Raw genomic sequence first — 19,676 nt, 5'->3', positions numbered from 1 at the left:
GACGGCGCGGCGGCGGGGGTGCCACGCGGCTCAGGGGGCCGCGTGGCCGGGGGCGGGAGAAAGAGGTTCGCCCATGTCGAGCGCCTGCCCATGCTGGCGGAGCGGCCGGTTGCCCGTGAGCCGGCGTAGCAGGACATAGAAGACGGGCGTGAGAAAGATGCCGAAGGCGGTGACGCCGAGCATGCCGAAGAGAACGGCGATGCCCATCGCGTTGCGCATTTCGGAGCCCGCACCGGTCGAGATCGCGAGCGGCAGTACGCCCATGATGAAGGCGATGGAGGTCATCAGGATCGGACGGAGCCTGAGACGGCTCGCCTCGATGGCGGCCTCGACCGGCGTGCGGCCTGCAAATTCGAGCTCGCGCGCGAATTCGACGATGAGGATGGCGTTCTTCGCCGATAGTCCCACCAGCACCATCAGCCCGATCTGGGTGAAGATGTTGCTGTCACCGCCCGTGAACCAGACACCGGTCATGGCGGCGAGAAGGCTCATCGGCACGATCATGATGATCGAGAGCGGCAGCGTCAGGCTTTCATATTGCGCGGCGAGCACGAGGAAGACGAGGAGCAGCGCCACCGGGAAAACGATGAGGGCGGAATTGCCCGCAAGAATTTCCTGATAGGTGAGCTCTGTCCACTCGAAGGCGAAGCCCTTGGGAAGCGTCTCCGCCGCGATCCGCTCGACGGCGGCACGTGCCTCGCCGGAGGAATAACCGGCAGCCGCATTGCCGCTGATATCGGCCGAGAGGAAGCCGTTATAGCGCATGGCGCGCTCCGGCCCGGCGGAAGGCTCGACGCGGACGAGAGCGGAGAGCGGCACCATCTCGCCGGAGTTCGAGCGGACCTTCAGCTTGCCGATATCTTCCGCGCGTGCGCGATAGGGCGCATCCGCCTGCACGCGAACCGAATAAGTGCGGCCGAACTTGTTGAAGTCGTTCACATAGAGCGAGCCGAGATAGATCTGCATCGTCTCGAAGACGCTCGTCACGGGAACGCCGAGCTGACGCGCGCGTGTGCGGTCGAGATCGACATAGAGCTGCGGCACGTTCACCTGATAGCTGGTGAAGAGACCGGCGAGTTCGGGCGCCTTTTCGGTGGCGGCGAGGAAATCCTTCACCACGCGGTCGAGCTCGCCATAGCCATTGCCCGAGCGATCCTCGATCTGCAGCTTGAAGCCGCCGATGGTGCCGAGACCTTGCACGGGCGGCGGCGGGAAGATCGCGATATAGGCATCCTGGATCTGGCCGAACTTCTCGTTGAGCTGTTCTGCAATCGCAAAGCCGCTGAGGGAGGCGTCTTCGCGCTTCTCGAACTCGTCCAGACCCAGGAATACGATGCCGGCATTGGCGCTGTTGGTGAAACCGTTGATGGAGAGGCCGGGGAAGGCGATGGCGTTCTTCACGCCCGGCTGATCGAGCGCGATGTCGCCCATGCGGCGGATCACGTCTTCCGTGCGGTCGAGCGTGGCTCCGTCCGGCAGTTGCGCGAAGCCGACGAGATATTGCTTGTCCTGTGCGGGTACGAAGCCGCCGGGCACCGCCTGGAACATCACGTAAGTGAGGCCGACAAGGGCGAGATAGACGCCCATCACCACGGCCTTGCGCGACATGGTGCCGGTGACGCCGCGCCCATAGGCTTCCGAGCTTGCGCCGAAGAAGCGGTTGAAGCGGCGGAAGAACCAGCCGAAGGCGAAGTCCATGCCGCGTGTGAGACGGTCCTTCGGTGCGTCATGGCCCTTGAGCAGCAGGGCGGCAAGCGCGGGCGACAGCGTCAGCGAGTTGATGGCCGAGATCACCGTCGAGATCGCGATGGTGAGTGCGAACTGGCGGTAGAACTGGCCGGTGAGGCCGGAGCTCATGGCGAGCGGCACGAAGACCGCGACGAGGACGAGCGCGATGGCGACGATGGGGCCGGAAACCTCGCGCATCGCCCGGTAGCTCGCATCCAGCGGCGAGAGCCCTCGCTCGATGTTGCGCTCGACATTTTCCACCACGACGATGGCGTCGTCGACGACGATGCCGATGGCAAGCACGAGGCCGAAAAGCGAGAGCGCGTTGATCGAGAAGCCGAAGAGATACATCACCGCGAAAGTGCCGACGATGGAAACGGGCACGGCGATGAGAGGAATGATCGAGGCCCGCCATGTTTGCAGGAAGACGATCACCACGATGACGACGAGGAAGACCGCTTCGAGCAGCGTGTGGATGACGGCATCGATGGAGGCGCGCACGAACTGCGTCGGATCGTAGACGATGCTGTAGTCGACGCCTTCCGGCATGTTCTCCTTCAATTCGGCCATGGTCGCGCGGACATTGTCCGAAATCTCGATGGCGTTGGAGCCCGGCGCCTGAAAGACCGGGATGGCGACGGCGCTGTCATTGTTGAGGAGGGAACGCAGCGCATATTCTGCGGCGCCAAGCTCGATGCGCGACACATCGCGCAGGCGCGTGACCTCGCCGTTTTCGCCCGTCTTCACGATGATGTCGCCGAACTCCTCCTCGCTCTGGAGACGGCCCTGCGCATTCACCGGAAGCTGGAGATCGATGCCGGAGAGCGTCGGCGAAGCACCGATGATACCGGCAGCCGCCTGCACATTCTGCGCGCGGATTTCGTTCACCACGTCGCTGGCGGAGAGATTGCGTTCGGCGATCTTCTGCGGGTCGAGCCAGATGCGCATGGAGTAATCGCCCGAACCGAAAAGATTGACCTGCCCGATGCCGGGCAGCCGCGCGAGCCGGTCCTTCACGTTGAGGACGGCATAGTTGCGCAGGTACGTCATGTCGTAGCGGCCATTCGGCGAGGTCAGATGCACGACCATGGTGAGGTCCGGCGAGCTCTTGATCGTGGTGATGCCGAGGCTGCGCACTTCTTCCGGCAGACGGGGCTCGGCCTGCGCGACGCGGTTCTGCACGAGCTGTTGCGCCTTGTCGGGGTCCGTGCCGAGAGCGAATGTGACGGTGAGCGTCATCAGCCCGTCCGTCGTCGCCTGGCTCGACATGTAGAGCATGTCCTCGACGCCGTTCACCGCTTCCTCGATGGGCGTGGCGACGGTTTCGGCGATCACCTTCGGGTTTGCGCCGGGATATTGCGCACGCACGACAACGGTGGGCGGCACAACTTCCGGATATTCGGAGATGGGCAGGTTGGGGAGTGCAAGCAGACCCGCAAGGAAGATGAGGACCGAGAGCACACCGGCGAAGATCGGCCGGTCGATAAAGAAGCGGGAGATGTTCATGGCAACATTCCTCTGTTCGCACCTCGCACGAAGTACGTGACAGCTATTTGGCGAAGGGGAGAGACAGGCCGGTCCTGAGCCGGCCTGTCTTGTTGTGAGTTAGCGGGTGGAGGCGCTGGTTGCGTCGGCGAATTGCGACGGCGCGCGCATGGCGACTTCCTGCGTTTCCACCGTATCGCCGGGGCGCACACGCTGGAGACCGTTTACCACGATCCGCTCGCCCGCCGAGAGGCCGGAGGTGACTTCACGCAAACCCGAGACGGTTGCCCCGAGCCTCACTTCACGCCAGACGATCTTGTTCGCATCGTCGACGACCAGCACGAACTGTTTGTCCTGATCCGTGCCGACGGCGCGCTCGGAAATCGCGAGCACCGGGCGCGACGCCGCCTCGCCCATGCGGAGCCGGGCGAACTGGCCGGGGATCAGGCTGCCATCTTCATTGCCGAAGACCGCGCGGACGCGAACCGTGCCGCTCTGCGCATCGACCTGATTGTCGATGAGCTGGAGATGACCGCGGATCGGCGTGCCTTCGCTGGCCGACGTTCCCATCTCCACGGGGATTTTGGCCACGCTTGCATGGGCATCGGCGCCGGGAAGTTCCTTGAGCGCGCGGGCGACGACACGTTCATCCGCGTTGAAGCTCGCATAGATGGGGCTGACCGAGACGAGCGTGGTCAGTACCGGCGCGCCGGGGCCCGCCGAAACGAGATTGCCCGCCGTGATTTCGGCCTTGCCGACGCGGCCCGAGATCGGCGCGCGGATTTCCGTGTATTCGAGGTTGAGGCGCGTCGTCCTCAAGGCGGCCTCGGCGGCGTTGAGAGCGGCCTCGGCCTCGCCGAAGACATTCTGGCGCTCGTCGAGGGTGCGCTTCGAGATCGTGCCCTTGGCGACGAGCTGGCGCGCACGGGAAAGGTCGGCGCGGGCAAATTCATAGCGCGACCTTGCGGAGGCGAGTTCGGCTTCCGTGCGGGCAACTTCCGCCGCATAGGGCTCACGGTCGACCGTGAAGAGAAGGTCGCCCTTCTTCACGAGAGCGCCTTCACGAAAATGGACTTCCTCGACGAGGCCGGCGACGCGGGGGCGAACCTCCACGCGCTCGACCGCCTCGAGGCGGCCCGAAAATTCATTCCAGGCGGTGAGGTCGCGCGGCTCGACGCGGGCGACCGAGACGGAAGCGGGTGCCTGCGCCTCCTGCGCGGCGGGTTCGCTCTCGTTGCCCGAGACGGCGGCGGCGCCAATGCCGGTGGCGATGATGACCGCGGAAAGGGCAACACCGGCACCGGCAAGACGGCCGGAAAAGGAGCGGGGAAGGATGCGGGGCATGGCGTACTCCTGTGGCCCGAAAAGGGCCGGAACTGGGGGCTTTATGGGGTGGAACCGGCCGGCGAGGGGGAGAGGGAGGAGGAAACCGGCCGGTCCCGAGACTGGACTTCTGTAGCGACTTGTTTAGCGATGACTACGCATATGGGCCTTGAAGCCCCCCCTTCAAGATGCTTATGTAGTGGAAACTAAAAAAATTCATGGAGGACACCTCATGGCCATGGGACGGCCCCGTGCCTTCGACGTGGACGAGGCACTCGACAAGGCGCTCACCGTATTCTGGGAAAAGGGATATGAGGGCGCGTCGCTATCGGAACTGACGAACGCGATGGGCATCAAGCCGCCGAGCCTCTATGCCGCTTTCGGCAACAAGGAAGGCCTCTTCCGCCGCGCGCTCGACCGCTATGAAGAGATGAAGGGCGGCTCGATGGACGAGGCGCTGGCCGCACCGACCGTGCGCGAGGCCGCGGAGCGGTTGCTCTGCCATGCCGCTTCATCTCAATGCGAGAAAGGGTCGCCGCATGGCTGCATGCTGGTGACGGCAGGCCTTGCGGGCGGCGAGGAGAGCAGCGCCATTCGCGACGAACTGGCCCAGCGCCGCCAGGCGGGCTGCATGAAGATCAGGAAACGCTTCGAACGCGCAAAGAAGGAAGGCGATCTTCCGCCGGATGCGGACCCGGCCGCGCTGGCGCGCTATGTCTCGGCCGTGATGAACGGGATTTCCGTTCAGGCGTCGGGCGGCGCGACGAAGAAGGAATTGCAGCAGGTCGCCGACATGGCGCTGAAGGCCCTGCCGGTCTGAGGCGGCGTCAGCGCGCCGGGCTGTAGACCGGCCAGGCGCCGGAGGCGGAGGCGTCGAGCGAGCCGACCGGCTGGCCGAGGCGTTCGCTGTAGATCCAGTAATTGGTGACGACGCGTTCGATATAGCCGCGCGTTTCGGCGGCCGGAATGCTCTCGATGAAGAGGAACGGGTCGCCCTTGAAATCCATGCTCGCGAGCCAGCGGTTGAGGTTCCCCGGACCGCCATTATAGGCCGTTGTCAGCATGAAGAGATTGCCATAGGGCTCGCCCGATCCCATCAGTTCGGTCAGATAGTCCTGACCCAGCGTGATGTTAAAGGTCGGATCGAGAAGCTTGTCCTTGTTGGCGCGGGCAAGAGAACGGTCCTGCGTGATATGGCTCGCGGTGGCCGGCATGATCTGCATGAGGCCGCGCGCGCCCGCCCATGACATGGCGTCGGGACGGAACTTGCTCTCCTGCCGCATGAAGGCGAGGAGCAGAGCGCGGTCGACCTTGTAGCCCGTGCTCGGCATGTAGTCCGGCACCGGAAAAAGACCGGCATTGAGAACGATGCGTCCGCGCGGCGCGCGCGAGGCGGGTACATAAGCCGCGTTGGCGACCTGAAGCTCGACGGCGGGAAGATCGTAGAAACTGGCCAGCGCGATCAGCGCCTGATCGAGCGAGGGGTCGATGAGCCCGTGCGCGCGGATAAGCTCTTCGCGGGCGAGGTCGCGCTTGCCGATCTGCATCAGCGCGACGGCGCGCGCCACGGCATCCGTTTCCGTCAGCTGGCGGAAGGAGGCTTCGTCGATGCGCGGCTCCACCCAGTCGATATGAAGGTCGCGGCCAAGCTGACGCGTTGCGAGGACGCCATAGAAGGTGGCGCCGGTTTCGGCGGCAAGTTCGAGCAGCGGCGCGACTTTCTCCGGCTTTCCTGCCGCGAGCCAGGCGCGCGCGGCCCAGAAACCGCCCGCCGCCTTCGTCCAGGGCGAAAGGCGCGGCATCGAGGCGAGATATTCGAAATGGCTGGCGGCGGTGGCGTAGTCTTCCATGCGCCATGAGGCGAGGCCCGCATACCATCTGGCGCGCTGCATTCTGCCGCCATGCGATTGCAGGATGGCGCTGGCGAGCGAATAGGCTTTCTCGTTCTCGCCTTCGAGGAAGTAAGAGGCGACGACGCGCTCGCGCACCTTGTCCAGTTCGAGGCTCGTCAGCGCGTTGCGCACATTGCTGCGGCGAAGCCAGGCCTGCGCGCGATCCGCCGTGCCGCTCGATACCATGCGGCGAACCTCGCGGTCGATTTCGCGAAAACGCGGCGAGGGATTTTCGGCGTCGCCGTCATCGACCGCATAGGCCGCATGCATGGGCTGGCGCCAGCGGCGGGAGACGGGCTTGTCGGGATAGGCGGCCGAGCCGCGCTTGCGGAGCGCCAGCTTGTAGATGTCGGCGGCGCCCGGGTGATCATTATATTCGGCGAGCCACGCCTTCAGCTCCGAATAGCGCGTGGTGTAGTGCGGGCCCATATATTTGATGTAGAGGACATGGCCCATGAGGCGCTTGTCCTTGAGCTTCGCCTCCAGCTTGCCGGCTGTCTTGAAGTGGCCGCGCTCGGTCGCCGCGATGATGTCGCGATAGAGCTCGCGGTCGGCACCGCCCAGGATTTCCGGGCTCCAGATGCGCATGGGCTGCTGGCCGCTTGCCTCGGCAAGCAGGATGTTTCCGGCATTGGCCGGTGAAGAAAAAAGAAGTGAAGAAAAAAGAGATGCGGAAAGGAAAAGCGCGGCGCTGAAAGCTGCCGCACAAAACAGGCGTCCCGCCGCACGAGCGACGGGGAGATGATGAGCCCCCCGGTTCATGGGGCACATATTAACGGCGGCGGCGCTGCTCACAAGCGCAGATCGGCCCGCCTGTCCCGAAATCGGACGAATTGGTTAACACTCAGGCCGATGGCGGGGTGAGCCGCGCCTTGAGGGCGAGGAGGTCGCGCCAGACAAGCTGCTTCTGCGCGGGCTGACGGAGCAGATAGGCGGGGTGAAGCGTCGGCAGGGCGGGGATGTCGCGCTCACCGATTCGCACCGTCGCCCATTTGCCGCGAAGCCGCATGATGCCGGTGCCGGTCTGAAGGAGCTGTTTGGCAGAAACGCCGCCGAGCAGGACGAGAACTTCGGGCTGGACGAGTTCGATATGCCGCTCGACGAATGGCATGCAGACGGCATGTTCGGCAGGCGTCGGCGTGCGGTTGCCGGGCGGACGCCAGGGCAGCGTATTGACGATATAGACCGAGCTCCGGTCGAGCCCGATGGAGGCGAGCATCCGGTCGAGCAATTGCCCGGCACGGCCGACAAAGGGAAGGCCTTGCAGATCTTCGTCGCGGCCCGGCGCCTCGCCGACCATCATCACGCGCGCTTTCGGATTGCCGTCCGCGAATACGAGATTCTTCGCCGTGTAACGCAGCGGACAGCCTTCGAAATTCGCAAGCGCCTCGCGCAATTCCTCCAGCGTCGAACAGCGCGCCGCCAGGATGCGCGCATTTTCGGCGGCCTGCGCATCCTCGAGCGGAATAGCGGAGGGGGAGGCGGGACGCGGTGCGGACGCCGGAGCGGCGGGCGGGGAGGGGGCCATCTCGCCGCGCGGATCGGGGCGCGGACCGCGCGGCGCTTCGCGTGAGCCCGGCCTTGTTTCCGCCGCGCGCGCGGCTTGCTCCGGCGCGGCGGCGTCGGAAAGCGCATAGCGGTTCACGGGCTCGTCGCAGAAGAAATCCGCAACGCCCGCCTCCACATGAAAAGCGAGAAGCGCGGCGGCTTGCTGCGGGCTGAGCGGTTCTTCGTTGCCGGAGCTGTTCATCGGCGTTCCTGGCGTCTCTGGATTTGAACGGTTCACGGATGCGACACGATTTGACGGTCGCAAAGCCAAACCTACACTTGTTCTATCGCGGGCGGGACTGCGCGTCTTGTTGAGAATGACACGCAACTGGAGACAGGCGGTTCCACGAGCCCGGTAATATTGACCCGAAAGGGCATTCGCACCATAACGGAGCCCTGATTTCAGCGGCGATCCGGCGGCGCGAAAAGCGCGAAAAGCGCCGGATAAGGAGAAGAAGAATATGAGCGAGGCGGCAGTCGAACGCGAGTACATGGAATATGACGTCGTCATCGTCGGCGGCGGCCCGGCGGGCCTGTCGGCGGCGATCCGGCTGCGCCAGCTTGCGGCGGAAGAAGATTTCGATATTTCGGTTTGCGTGATCGAAAAGGGATCGGAAATCGGCGCGCATATCCTGTCCGGCGCGGTGATCGACCCCATCGGCCTCGACAAGCTGATGCCGGACTGGCGCGAAAAGGGGGCGCCGGTCGAGACCGAAGTGACCGCCGACCATTTCCTCCTGCTCGGCCCGGCCGGCAGCCTGCGCCTGCCCAACATCTTCTTTCCGCCGCTGATGAACAATCACGGCAACTACATCGTCAGCCTTGGCAATGTCTGCCGCTGGCTCGCTGAACAGGCCGAGGCACTGGGCGTCGAAATCTATCCGGGCTTTGCCGGTGCGGAAGTGCTTTATGCCGAGGACGGTTCGGTGCGCGGCGTGGTGACCGGCGATATGGGCGTTGCCAAGGACGGCAGCCACAAGGACAGCTACACGCCGGGCATGGAACTGCGCGGCAAGTACACGCTGTTCGGTGAAGGTGTACGCGGTTCGCTGTCGAAGGAACTGATCCGCAAGTTCAAGCTCGACGAAGGCCGCGATCCGCAGAAGTTCGGCATCGGCCTGAAGGAACTCTGGGAGGTCGATCCCGCGAAGCACAAGAAGGGCCTCGTGCAGCACACGCTCGGCTGGCCGCTCGACGACAGCACCGGCGGCGGCTCCTTCCTCTATCACTTCGGCGACAACCTCGTGTCGGTCGGTTTCGTGGTTCACCTGAACTACAAGAACCCCTACCTCTCGCCCTTCGATGAATTCCAGCGCTTCAAGCATCATCCGGCGGTGGCCGAGACGCTCGAAGGCGGCAAGCGCATCGCCTATGGCGCGCGCGCGATCACGGAAGGCGGCTTCCAGTCGGTCCCGAAGCTCACCTTCCCCGGCGGCGCGCTGATCGGCTGTTCGGCGGGCTTCGTCAACGTGCCGCGCATCAAGGGCAGCCACAACGCCATGCTGACCGGCATGATGGGTGCGGAAGCGGCCTTCGAGGCCGTGAAGGATGGCCGCCAGGGCGACGAACTGACCGCCTATAGCGAGGCCTACGAAAAGAGCCCGGTCTACAAGGATCTGAAGCGCGTTCGCAATGTGAAGCCGCTTCTCACGCGCTTCGGCACACTGATCGGCACCGGGCTCGGTGCCATTGAAATGTGGATGAACAATCTGGGGCTCGGCCTGCCGTTCACCCTTCGCCACAAGAAGGCGGATTTCGAGTCGATCAAGGAAGCGAAAGACTGCAAGCCGATCGACTATCCCAAGCCCGACGGGAAGCTCTCCTTCGACAAGCTGTCCTCCGTCTTCCTCTCGGCGACGAACCACGAGGAAGATCAGCCGGTCCATCTGAAGCTGAAGGACCCGGCCATTCCGATCGCCTACAACCTGCCGAAATATGCCGAGCCCGCGCAGCGCTACTGCCCGGCGCAGGTGTATGAGGTTGTTCGCGACGACGACGGCTCCAATCCGCGCTTCCAGATCAACGCGCAGAATTGCGTCCATTGCAAAACCTGCGACATCAAGGATCCGGCCCAGAACATCAACTGGACGGTGCCGGAAGGCGGCGGCGGCCCGAACTACCCGAATATGTAAGCCCGATCCGCGGATGGCGGGGGACGAGGCTTTTATATAGTGTTGTGACGGCCCGCCTTCCGGCGGGCCGGACAACTTGAGGCACGGAGGCCAGCCCCCGGATGAAATGTAAAGATGCGGCGTTCGCGCGCGTAACGCCGGTCCTGCGTATCGGGCGTGCGGCAAGGATTGCCGCGCTGCTTGCCGTTTTCGCGCCGGTGCTTGCCGGTTGCGCCGGTACGGGCGGTTTTTCCGATGGCCTGTTTTCGCGGGGCGAGACGGAAACACCTTACGGTGCCTATCTCGCCGGGCGCTACGCCGCCTCGGTGAACGAAAACCTCAAGGCTGCCGATTTCTACGATCGCGCGCTCGCCGACGAGCCGGACGATCCCGTCATCCTCGACCGCGCCTTCATGTCGGCGCTGGTGGGCGGCGACATGGACCGCGCCATAAGGCTGGCGAAGAAGCTCGTCGCGCTTGAACCCGGCGAACGGATGCCGCGCGTCACACTTGCGCTCGCGGACCTGAAACACGGAAATTATGCGGAGGCACGCGGCCAGATCGCGGCGGCGACGCCCGGCCCCTTCACGGCGCTTGTCGGCACGCTGACCGACGCCTGGGCGGCGGTGGGCGAGGGCGACAAGGAACTGGCGATGGAGCGGATCGGGGCCTTCGAGGGCCGCGCGGCCTTTGCGCTTTTCCGCTCCTTCCACGAAGGCCTGATGCTGGAAGTGCTGGGCGACGACAAGGGCGCGGGCGAAGCCTATGCAGAGGCGATGGAAACCAGCGGCGGCGGCTCGATCCGCATCGTGCAGGCCTATGCGAGCTTCCTGCAGCGGCAGGGCCGCAGCGACGAAGCGCGCACCGCCCTCGAAGGCTTCATCGAACTCTCGCCCGAGCACCCGCTTGCCGAACATGCGCTGAAGCAGCTTGACGCCGGCAAACCGCTGCCACCGCTTGCGAGCAATGCGGCGGAGGGCACGGCCGAAGCGCTTTACGGGCTTGGCAGTGCGCTGGCAAACGACACGGCGAGCAACCTCGCCGAACTCTATCTTCGTCTTGCGCTTTACATGCGGCCCGATTTCGACATCGCGCAATCGCTGCTCGCCGGTACTTACGAACAGCAGGAACGCTGGGCGGACGCCGTTGCGGCCTATGCAAAGGTCGATGAGGATTCCGCTCTCTATCTCAATGCGCGTATCCAGACAGCGTTGGCGCTCAACGAGCTCGGCAAGGAAGAGGAAGCCATCGCCATCCTTCAAGCCGTGTCGAAAAAAGCGCCGGGCAAGCTGGAGCCTATCGTCGCCATGGGCGATATCTACCGCGCCAAGGAAAACTACACGAAAGCCGCGCAGCAATATGAGCGCGCGATCGCGCTCTCCGGCGGACCGGGACCGGCGAACTGGACGCTGTATTATGCGCGCGGGATCTGCCTTGAGCGGCTCGGGCAGTGGGACAAGGCGGAGGCCGACCTCCTGCTGGCGCTCGATCTTTCGAACGAGCATCCGCTGGTACTGAACTATCTCGGCTATTCATGGGTCGAGCAGCACCGCAAGCTCGACGAGGCGCTCGACATGATCGAGAAGGCGGTGGAGCGCCGCCCGAATGACGGCTTCATCGTCGACAGCCTCGGCTGGGCGCGCTATCGGCTGGGCGAATACGATCTTGCCGTGAAATATCTTGAACGGGCGGCGGAGTTGCAGCCAGGCGATCCGACGATCAATGAACATCTGGGCGATGCGCTCTGGAAGGTCGGGCGCCGGATCGAAGCGCGCTTCCAGTGGAGCCACGCGCTGGCGATGGAGCCCGAAGAACGGCGTGTGGGCATATTGCGCACGAAGCTCGATCTCGGACTTGAGGCGGGCGAGGGTGTGGAAAGCGAGCTGAAGGGCACCCTTCCCGACGGAGCGGCAGGATCGTAAGTCCATGCGGGGCCCCGTAAGCGAAGACGCCTTCGCGAAGATCAACCTGACATTACGCATTCTGGGCCGCCGCGAAGACGGCTATCACGAACTGCGGAGCCTCGTGTCCTTCGCGCGTCTGGGTGACCGCGTGACGGCAGCCGCAGCGGACAATTTTTCTCTCGAAGTCACCGGACCTTTCGCGAAGGGGCTTGAGGGGGAGGCGGATAATCTGGTGCTGCGCGCGGCGCGCGCGCTTCGCGGCCTCACCGGCGTGACGGCGGGCGCGCATCTGACGCTCGAAAAAAACCTGCCGGTCGCGTCCGGCATCGGTGGTGGCTCCGCCGATGCGGCGGCCACGCTGCGCGCATTGTTACGCCTGTGGGACGTGACGCCAGAGGAGACGGCGCTCGCCGCGCTTGCCGCCTCGCTCGGCGCGGATGTGCCGGTCTGCCTTTTTTCCTCCTCCGCGCTGATCTGGGGCATTGGCGAGAAGATCGAACCCCTGCCTTTGCCGCGCTCATGGTTCGTGCTGGTCAATCCGCGCTTTGTCCTGCACACCTCGGCCGTCTTCCGCGAACTGGGGGCGCCGGTCCTGCCGGAGGCGCCCGACGCGCCGACACTGCCTGCTTTCGCAAACCTTGATGATGTCGTGCGCTGGGCGAGGGAAGAGGGAAATGGCCTTGAAGCGCCGGCGATCGGGATCGCGTCTCGCATCGGCGAGGTGCGCAAGGCGATCGCAGGAACGGCGGATTGCCTGCTCGCGCGCATGTCCGGCTCCGGCGCGACCTGCTTCGGCCTTTATCCATCCGAGGAGGCGGCCAGGGAAGCCGCGCATGTCATTGCCGCCGCCCATCCGGGCTGGTGGGTCGCGGCGGGCGAGGCCGTCTGACCCTCCCTCGCGGGGGAAGGGGATCAGTGATTGCGGTTGATGCAGAACTCGACAAGCGCGGTGAGCGCATCGCGATAGGGGCTCTCGGGAAAAATCGCGAGCGCGTCGATGGCGATGGCGCCGTAGTGCCGCGCGCGCAGGATCGTGTCGTCCAGCGCAGAATGGCTGTTCATCAGCTCGACCGCCTTTTCGAGATCGCCGTCCTGCCGGTCGCCCTCTTGCAGCGTGCGCTGCCAGAAGGCGCGCTCTTCCGCCGACCCGCGCCGGAAGGCGAGGACGACGGGCAGCGTGATCTTTCCTTCGCGGAAATCGTCGCCGGTATTCTTGCCGAGCGAGGAGGCGCGTCCGCCATAGTCGAGCGCATCGTCGACGAGCTGGAAGGCGATGCCGAGATTGCGGCCATAGGATTCGAGCGCAGCCGCCTCGCCGCCGTCGCGCTCGGAAATGACGGCGCCGATTTCGGTCGCGGCGGCAAAGAGTGCGGCGGTCTTGGCTGAAATGACGCGCAGATAAGCGTCTTCGGTCGTGCCGGTATCCTTTGCGGAAGCCAGCTGCATCACCTCGCCCTCGGCGATGATGGAGGCGGCATCGGCAATGATTTCGAGCGCGCGGAGCGATTTCGTCTCGACCATCAGCTTGAAGGCGCGGCCGAGCAGGAAATCCCCGACGAGCACGCTTGCCTGATTGCCCCAGATGGTGCGCGCGGTATTCTTGCCGCGGCGCATGTCGCTCTCGTCCACCACGTCGTCATGGAGGAGGGTCGCCGTGTGCAGGAACTCGACAGTGGCGGCGAGCTTGATGTGGTCCTTGCCCTTGTAGCCGCACATGCGCGAGGCGGCGATGGTGAGCATCGGCCGCAGCCGTTTTCCGCCGGAATTGATGAGATGGCTTGCGAGCTCGGGAACCATAGGTACTTCGGAGGCCATCCGTTCACGGATGAACTCGTTTACGGTTTCCATTTCATCGGCAACCAGCGCCTGAAGCTGCGCTACCGCGTTTTGGCCGCGACCACGATCTTCCTCCAGGGGAACAACAACGCCCACACACCACTCCTGAATTGAGGCCGGATTTCCGTCTGGAATCCCGAATTTCCACATACGGCTTGTGTTATCCTGCCGTCATAAGTGAGCATAGGTTGGGGTGCCGGGGGCGGCAAGAGCGGCAGGCCATATGTCGCAGCCCGGTTCAGCGGCCGCCTGGACCCTAAAGGGAGAAGAATCGCGCGTGAAAGAGCTGATTCGCACCAACGACCCCGTTTTCATTTCCTATCTGAAGCACAGACTGCGGGAGGAGGGCATCGAGCCCTTCGAATTGGACAGCCATACCAGCATCGTGGAAGGCTCGCTGGGCATCTTGCCGAGGCGTATCATGGTGGCCGACGAAGAGCTCGATAGCGCACGGAAGATTCTCGACGACGCCAAGGGGAGTGAAATCCCCGAGCGGGAGTGAAACCCCGAAAGGAAGCAATATCCAATGAGCGGCGCACCAACCGGCGAGGAAATAACCGATGATGGGTTCCTGGACGGCAAGCTGAAAATCCTGCAACCCGCCAAGGGCTACAGGGCGGGGCTCGATGCGGTGCTTCTGGCGGCGGCCGTGCCCGCGCGGGCGGGCGAGCGGGCGCTGGAGGCGGGTACGGGCGCCGGTGTGGCAAGTCTCTGCCTTGCCTCCCGTGTGAGCGGGCTTGAGGTGGCGGGAATCGAATTGCAGCCGGAACTTGTAAGGCTTGCGACTGCGAACATCACCCGCAACGGGCTTGGCGAGAGGGTGTCCATCGCCGAGGGCGATATCGGACATCCCGTGCGCGACCTCGCGGCGATGGGCCTCGAACCGAATGCCTGGCATCACGTTTTTGCCAATCCGCCCTATCACGACCCGGCAGCGAGCCCCGCCTCGCCCAATTCGAGCAAGGCCCAGGCGCATCTGACGCTCGGCTCCGATCTCGACGACTGGGTGCGTTTTGCCTGCGTGATGGCGCGGGCCAAGGGCACGGTGACCTTCATCCACCGGGCGGAGGCGCTGGGCGATCTTCTCGCCTCCATGACGGGGCATCTGGGCGGCATCGAGGTCTTTCCGCTCTGGCCCGCAGCGGGCAAGGCCGCCTCGCGCATCATCGTGCGCGGTCAGCGCGGCTCGCGCGCGCCGCTTACGCTCCGGCCGGGCCTCGTGCTTCATGGCCGCGACGGGCGCTTCACCGAGCGCACGGAAGCGCTGCTCCGCCGGGGCGAGGCGCTGCTGCTCGACCAGCCTGCCTGAGAACCCTGTGCGGCCCGGCTTGCCGGACGGCCGCCTTCTCCCTATCTAATGGGTCATGAAAAAACGCATAGCGCCTTTCCTTCCCGCCCCCATTCGCAAACACATCGTTCCCGGCTGGGAGCCGAAACCCGTCGTCGCGGTGGTGCGGCTCTCGGGCACCATCGGCCCCTCGCAGCCCTTGCGCGGCGGGCTCAACCTTGCCAGCGTCGCAGGCCCGCTCGAAGCGGCCTTCTCGCTCAGGGGCGTGAAGGCGGTGGCGCTCATCGTCAATTCGCCGGGCGGTTCGCCCGTGCAGTCCTCGCTCATCTACAAGCGCATTCGCGCGCTGGCGGAGGAAAAGGAACTGCCGGTCTATGCCTTCGCCGAAGACGTGGCGGCATCTGGCGGCTACATGATTGCTTGCGCGGCGGACGAGATCTATGCGGATGAAAGCTCGGTCGTCGGTTCCATCGGTGTCGTCTCGGCGGGCTTCGGCTTCACCGGGCTGATCGAGAAACTTGGCGTCGAGCGCCGCGTTCACACGGCAGGCGAGAGCAAGGCCATGCTCGATCCCTTCCAGCCGGAAAAGGAAGACGATGTGAAGCGCCTTGTGGCGCTTCAGAAGGACGTCCACGAGAACTTCAAGAAGCTCGTGCGCGACGCGCGGGGCGAGCGGCTGAAGGCGGACGACCCGGCCATCTTCTCCGGCGAGTTCTGGGCGGGGGCAGGCGCGCTGGAGCGCGGCCTCATCGACGGCATTGCGGATCTGCGGGCCAGGATGCGCGAGCTCTTCGGCAAGGAAGTGAAGCTGAAGCTCGTGACCCAGCGCACACCCTGGTGGCGACCGGGCGGCGGCATGGGCTTTACCCGCGCAGAAGGCGGATTCGAGAGGTTCGGGGCCGATTTCGGGGCGAAATTCGCTGAAGGACTGATCGCCGCAGCCGAGAAGCGTTCCCTTTGGAGCCGTTTTGGCCTTTAATAGGGTTTCCTTGGCCGGGTTCCATCGGGTCCGGCAGTTCGAAAGGACGATGAAATGACGAAGATCGTCTTTGCAGCCGTTTTGATCGCGGCTTGCTATGCGGCCTATACCGCGCTTGCCCGCACGGCGGAGCGCCAGCGTGAAGCCTTTGCCCGCGCCCGGAGCCGCTCGCGCGTGGAACCGCGTGACCTTGGTACGCTGCGTGACGGCGGCGACGGTATCTATGTGCCGGAGCACAGCCGCCGCGACCGCTGAGGCGGGATGTGAAGAGGACCGATTCGCTGACGGGCAGTCATGATCCGGCTGCCTGATGCCTTTTTCATTACCGGTTCGCCTTGCCAGCCTTCAACTTGACCCTCCCCGGAGCGGCGGCTAGGTTGCGCCCGCCCGAGGCCATGCGTCCAAGGGCTCCGATTCCGCTGGCCGATTTCGCTTGAAAGCGCCTCCTCACATGACGGCGAAGCCCGACAATTCGTTCCAGTCCCTGATCCTGAAATTGCAGGCTTATTGGGCGCGGCAGGGCTGCGTGATCCTGCAGCCCTATGACATGTCGATGGGCGCGGGCACATTCCACCCCGCGACCACCCTGCGCGCATTGGGGCCGCTCCCCTGGAAGGCGGCCTATGTGCAGCCCTCGCGCCGCCCGACCGACGGGCGCTATGGCGAGAACCCCAACCGCTTCCAGCACTATTATCAGTTTCAGGTGATCCTGAAGCCGAACCCGGACAATCTTCAGGAACTCTATCTGGAGAGCCTGAAGGAACTCGGCATCGACGCCGCGAACCACGACATCCGCTTTGTCGAGGACGATTGGGAGAGCCCGACGCTCGGCGCCTGGGGCCTCGGCTGGGAAGTCTGGTGCGACGGCATGGAAGTCTCGCAGTTCACTTATTTCCAGCAAGTCGGCGGGCAAGACTGTTCGCCCGTCTCCGGCGAGCTGACCTACGGGCTTGAGCGTCTCGCCATGTATATCCAGGGCGTCGACAATGGCTATGAACTGGACTTCAACGGCGCGACCGGCGAAGACCGCGTGACCTATGGCGACGTCTTCCATCAGGCGGAAGTCGAATATTCCGCGCATAATTTCGAGGCGGCTAACACGGAAATGCTGTTCCGCCATTTCGAGGATGCGGAGAAGGAATGCGCGGCGCTGCTTGACCGCGAACAGCCGCTGCCGCTGCCCGCTTACGACCAGGTCATCAAGGCCTCCCACAACTTCAATCTGCTGGATGCGCGCGGCGTGATCTCGGTCACCGAGCGTCAGGTCTATATCGGCCGCGTCCGTACGCTGGCCAAGGCCTGCGCCGAGGCATGGCTGAAGACGCCGGCCGGGGGCGCGGCATGAGCGAGCTGCTTCTCGAACTTTTCTCGGAAGAAATTCCCGCACGGATGCAGAAGCGCGCCGGCGAAGACCTTGTGCGTCTCGTCACCGATGCGCTGAAGCAGGCGGGCGTCGAGGGAAAGAACGCGCGCGCCTATACGACGCCGCGCCGTCTTGCGCTCGTCATTGACGATCTGCCGGAAAAGACGCCGGATGTGAAGGAAGAGCGCAAGGGCCCCAAGGTCGGCGCGCCCGAAAAGGCCATTGAAGGCTTCCTCCGCGCGGCGGGCTTGTCGTCCATCGACGAAGCGAGCGTGCAGGAAGACAAGAAGGGCGCCTTCTATGTCGCGGTGACGGAAAAGAAGGGCCGCGCGACGGCGGATGTTATTGCCGAGATCGTGCCCGCCACGATCCGCGCCTTCCCCTGGCCGAAGTCCATGCGCTGGGGCAGGGGCACGCTGCGCTGGGTGCGCCCGCTCCATTCGATTCTCTGCATTCTCGGCGGCGAAGTCGTTCCCTTCGAGGTTGACGGCATCAAGTCCGGCAATACCACGCGCGGCCATCGCTTCATGAGTGGCGACGCCTTCGCGGTGAAGGACTACACCGATTACGACATGAAGCTTTTCGAGGCGAAGGTCGTTCTCGATTCCGAGAAGCGCGCGAACTTCATCCATGAGGGCGCAAAGGCGCTGGCATCGGCGGAAGGGCTGACGCTCAAGGAAGATGACGCGCTGCTGCATGAGGTGGCCGGGCTCGTCGAATGGCCGGTGCCGCTGATGGGCGCCATCGACGACGAATTCATGTCCGTGCCGCAGGAAGTGCTGACCAGCACCATGCGCGCGAACCAGAAATATTTTGCTTGTCTCGACGCGAAGGGCAATCTCAGCAACCGCTTCATCGTGGTCGCGAACCTCGAAGCGGAAGACGGCGGCAAGGCCATTGTGAACGGCAATGAACGCGTGCTGCGCGCGCGCTTCGCCGACGCGCGCTTCCTCTGGGGTCAGGACAGAAAGCACACGCTGACGAGCCGTCTGCCGAAGCTGAAGGAAGTCGTGTTCCACGCGAAGCTCGGCACGGTGCATGACAAGGCGATGCGTATAGGCAAGCTTGCCGAGGCGCTTGCGCCCTTCGTGCCGGGCGCAGACGCGGAAAAGGCGCGCGTTGCGGGCGAACTGGCCAAGGCCGACCTCACCAGTCAGATGGTTTACGAGTTCCCGGAACTTCAGGGCCTCATGGGCGCCTATTACGCGCGGAACGACGGACTCGGCGACGAGATCGCGGATGCGATTGCCGAACATTATTCGCCTGTCGGACCGACCGACGCCGTGCCCTCGACGCCGCTCGGCAAGACCGTCGCGCTTGCCGACAAGATCGACACGCTGGTCGGATTCTTTGGTATCGGTGAGACGCCTACCGGTTCCAAAGACCCCTATGCATTGAGGCGTGCGGTGCTTGGGGTATTCCGTATCCTTCTGGAGGCGGGAATCCGGATGGATTTGGGCACAGCGCTCTATGACTTCGCGTTTCCCCCCCTTCTGCGCGATCATTGGCGTAATGCTCTGCCAAAGGACGAATTCGATCGGGTCGAGGACAAATATCAGGGCGACTGGAAAGAGGCCGTTTGGTACCAGGATGTCGAGAGCGCCGGGGGAAAAATGGTCTTTGAGAACTTCAAAGAGAAGGCGCTGAGAAAGGATGCCGACTTCTATTGGGATGTGGCGCTTTGCGGTCCTCTCGACGATTTTTTCTATGAACGTCTGAAAGTCTATCTACGTGACCGCGGCGCGCGGTATGATCTGATTGGCGCTTCGTTGAGCGGGGTAATGGATCCTGCCCTCATCGTGAAGCGCGTCGAGGCGCTTTCCGACTTCCTGTCGACGGAAGACGGCGCGAACCTGCTTTCCGGGTATAAGCGCGCGACCAATATCCTTCGTATCGAAGAGAAGAAGGACGGCGAAGGCGCGTTCAATGCCGCGCCGGACGAAAAGCTTTTCGTGGAACCGGAAGAAAAGGCGCTCGCTGCTGCCATCGAGACGGCCGCGAAGGACGCCAGGGCCGCGGTCGCCAAGGAAGACTTCGGTGCCGCCATGTCGGCGCTCGCGAAGCTCCGCGCGCCGGTCGATGCCTTTTTCGACAAGGTGACGGTGAATGCGGACGACGCAGATGTTCGCGCGAACCGGCTGAAACTTCTGGCGCAAATCCGCGCAGGCCTCCACGAGGTCGCCGATTTTTCCAAGGTCGAGGGATAACCCCGGCCGTTC

15 protein-coding genes are annotated in these 19,676 nt (G+C 64.2%); 10 read left to right on the top strand and 5 right to left on the bottom strand.

Features of this window, described 5'->3' with window-relative positions; all coding sequences use genetic code 11:
• Positions 1 to 30: 30 nt before the first annotated feature.
• A complete protein-coding gene (locus tag ABJO61_RS07865) occupies positions 31 to 3,234 on the bottom strand; it encodes a multidrug efflux RND transporter permease subunit (protein WP_348330963.1) in 3,204 nt (1,067 codons plus the stop codon).
• Between the two features lie 99 nt (positions 3,235 to 3,333).
• Positions 3,334 to 4,557, bottom strand: coding sequence for an efflux RND transporter periplasmic adaptor subunit (locus ABJO61_RS07860; protein ID WP_348325496.1), 1,224 nt, complete (start codon positions 4,555 to 4,557; stop codon positions 3,334 to 3,336).
• A 211-nt stretch (positions 4,558 to 4,768) separates the two neighbouring features.
• Here ABJO61_RS07860 and ABJO61_RS07855 point away from each other — a divergent pair, with 211 nt between their 5' ends.
• Positions 4,769 to 5,356 carry a TetR/AcrR family transcriptional regulator gene (locus ABJO61_RS07855; protein WP_348325495.1) on the top strand — a complete coding sequence of 196 codons (588 nt, stop codon included), beginning with the start codon at positions 4,769 to 4,771 and terminating at the stop codon, positions 5,354 to 5,356.
• A 7-nt stretch (positions 5,357 to 5,363) separates the two neighbouring features.
• On the opposite strand, the gene ABJO61_RS07850 is transcribed toward ABJO61_RS07855, so the two are convergent.
• Both ABJO61_RS07850 and ABJO61_RS07845 read right to left on the bottom strand, forming a co-directional pair.
• Positions 5,364 to 7,016: a lytic transglycosylase domain-containing protein gene (locus ABJO61_RS07850; protein ID WP_348325493.1), complete on the bottom strand. Its 1,653-nt coding sequence runs from the start codon at positions 7,014 to 7,016 to the stop codon at positions 5,364 to 5,366.
• Between the two features lie 256 nt (positions 7,017 to 7,272).
• Positions 7,273 to 8,178: a uracil-DNA glycosylase gene (locus tag ABJO61_RS07845; protein ID WP_348325491.1), complete on the bottom strand. Its 906-nt coding sequence runs from the start codon at positions 8,176 to 8,178 to the stop codon at positions 7,273 to 7,275.
• Positions 8,179 to 8,437: 259 nt separating this feature from the next.
• Between ABJO61_RS07845 and ABJO61_RS07840 the strand changes: the two genes are divergently transcribed.
• From ABJO61_RS07840 to ABJO61_RS07830, 3 genes are all read left to right on the top strand, one after another.
• The gene (locus ABJO61_RS07840) at positions 8,438 to 10,108 is read left to right on the top strand and encodes an electron transfer flavoprotein-ubiquinone oxidoreductase (RefSeq protein ID WP_348325489.1); all 1,671 of its coding nucleotides are present in this window, start codon (positions 8,438 to 8,440) and stop codon (positions 10,106 to 10,108) included.
• Between the two features lie 101 nt (positions 10,109 to 10,209).
• Entirely contained in the window at positions 10,210 to 12,009 is a 1,800-nt protein-coding gene (locus ABJO61_RS07835) for a tetratricopeptide repeat protein (RefSeq protein ID WP_348325487.1), read from the top strand.
• Positions 12,010 to 12,013: 4 nt separating this feature from the next.
• Positions 12,014 to 12,880 (top strand): 4-(cytidine 5'-diphospho)-2-C-methyl-D-erythritol kinase, encoded by an 867-nt coding sequence (locus tag ABJO61_RS07830; RefSeq protein WP_348325485.1) that lies wholly within the window; start codon positions 12,014 to 12,016, stop codon positions 12,878 to 12,880.
• 23 nt (positions 12,881 to 12,903) lie between these two features.
• Here the strand turns inward: ABJO61_RS07830 and ABJO61_RS07825 are convergent, their stop codons facing one another.
• Positions 12,904 to 13,923, bottom strand: coding sequence for a polyprenyl synthetase family protein (locus ABJO61_RS07825; RefSeq protein WP_348325483.1), 1,020 nt, complete (start codon positions 13,921 to 13,923; stop codon positions 12,904 to 12,906).
• Between the two features lie 181 nt (positions 13,924 to 14,104).
• Between ABJO61_RS07825 and ABJO61_RS07820 the strand changes: the two genes are divergently transcribed.
• The 6 genes from ABJO61_RS07820 to glyS all read left to right on the top strand — a co-directional run bounded on the left by ABJO61_RS07820 (position 14,105) and on the right by glyS (position 19,664).
• Positions 14,105 to 14,329, top strand: coding sequence for a DUF2007 domain-containing protein (locus ABJO61_RS07820; protein WP_348325481.1), 225 nt, complete (start codon positions 14,105 to 14,107; stop codon positions 14,327 to 14,329).
• Positions 14,330 to 14,353: 24 nt separating this feature from the next.
• Complete coding sequence (locus ABJO61_RS07815) at positions 14,354 to 15,136, top strand: methyltransferase (RefSeq protein ID WP_348325479.1); 783 nt, start codon at positions 14,354 to 14,356, stop codon at positions 15,134 to 15,136.
• 55 nt (positions 15,137 to 15,191) lie between these two features.
• A complete protein-coding gene (locus tag ABJO61_RS07810; RefSeq protein ID WP_348325478.1) occupies positions 15,192 to 16,094 on the top strand; it encodes a S49 family peptidase in 903 nt (300 codons plus the stop codon).
• A gap of 54 nt (positions 16,095 to 16,148) precedes the next feature.
• Positions 16,149 to 16,349, top strand: a complete 201-nt coding sequence (locus ABJO61_RS07805) for a hypothetical protein (RefSeq protein ID WP_348325476.1) — start codon at positions 16,149 to 16,151, stop codon at positions 16,347 to 16,349.
• A 196-nt stretch (positions 16,350 to 16,545) separates the two neighbouring features.
• Positions 16,546 to 17,439, top strand: a complete 894-nt coding sequence (locus ABJO61_RS07800; RefSeq protein WP_348325474.1) for a glycine--tRNA ligase subunit alpha — start codon at positions 16,546 to 16,548, stop codon at positions 17,437 to 17,439.
• The gene (glyS, locus tag ABJO61_RS07795; protein WP_348325472.1) at positions 17,436 to 19,664 is read left to right on the top strand and encodes a glycine--tRNA ligase subunit beta; all 2,229 of its coding nucleotides are present in this window, start codon (positions 17,436 to 17,438) and stop codon (positions 19,662 to 19,664) included. Before ABJO61_RS07800 ends, glyS begins: the two co-directional genes overlap by 4 nt.
• Positions 19,665 to 19,676 lie beyond the last annotated feature (12 nt).

This window comes from Parvibaculum sp. (assembly GCF_039973015.1).
GTDB lineage: Bacteria > Pseudomonadota > Alphaproteobacteria > Parvibaculales > Parvibaculaceae > Parvibaculum.
Note: the sequence above shows the minus strand (reverse complement) of the source record. Positions and strands in the feature narration are given on the sequence as shown.

What these genes read in the sequence shown, in the direction of transcription:
- glyS (WP_348325472.1), top strand. Translation starts at nt 17,436, where the DNA reads ATGAGCGAGCTGCTTCTCGAACTTTTCTCGGAAGAAATTCCCGCACGG.
- ABJO61_RS07835 (WP_348325487.1), top strand. Translation starts at nt 10,210, where the DNA reads ATGAAATGTAAAGATGCGGCGTTCGCGCGCGTAACGCCGGTCCTGCGT.
- ABJO61_RS07805 (WP_348325476.1), top strand. Translation starts at nt 16,149, where the DNA reads ATGACGAAGATCGTCTTTGCAGCCGTTTTGATCGCGGCTTGCTATGCG.
- ABJO61_RS07860 (WP_348325496.1), bottom strand. Translation starts at nt 4,557, where the DNA reads ATGCCCCGCATCCTTCCCCGCTCCTTTTCCGGCCGTCTTGCCGGTGCC.
- ABJO61_RS07815 (WP_348325479.1), top strand. Translation starts at nt 14,354, where the DNA reads ATGAGCGGCGCACCAACCGGCGAGGAAATAACCGATGATGGGTTCCTG.
- ABJO61_RS07855 (WP_348325495.1), top strand. Translation starts at nt 4,769, where the DNA reads ATGGCCATGGGACGGCCCCGTGCCTTCGACGTGGACGAGGCACTCGAC.
- ABJO61_RS07865 (WP_348330963.1), bottom strand. Translation starts at nt 3,234, where the DNA reads ATGAACATCTCCCGCTTCTTTATCGACCGGCCGATCTTCGCCGGTGTG.
- ABJO61_RS07850 (WP_348325493.1), bottom strand. Translation starts at nt 7,016, where the DNA reads ATGCGCATCTGGAGCCCGGAAATCCTGGGCGGTGCCGACCGCGAGCTC.
- ABJO61_RS07810 (WP_348325478.1), top strand. Translation starts at nt 15,192, where the DNA reads ATGAAAAAACGCATAGCGCCTTTCCTTCCCGCCCCCATTCGCAAACAC.
- ABJO61_RS07840 (WP_348325489.1), top strand. Translation starts at nt 8,438, where the DNA reads ATGAGCGAGGCGGCAGTCGAACGCGAGTACATGGAATATGACGTCGTC.
- ABJO61_RS07800 (WP_348325474.1), top strand. Translation starts at nt 16,546, where the DNA reads ATGACGGCGAAGCCCGACAATTCGTTCCAGTCCCTGATCCTGAAATTG.
- ABJO61_RS07845 (WP_348325491.1), bottom strand. Translation starts at nt 8,178, where the DNA reads ATGAACAGCTCCGGCAACGAAGAACCGCTCAGCCCGCAGCAAGCCGCC.
- ABJO61_RS07830 (WP_348325485.1), top strand. Translation starts at nt 12,014, where the DNA reads ATGCGGGGCCCCGTAAGCGAAGACGCCTTCGCGAAGATCAACCTGACA.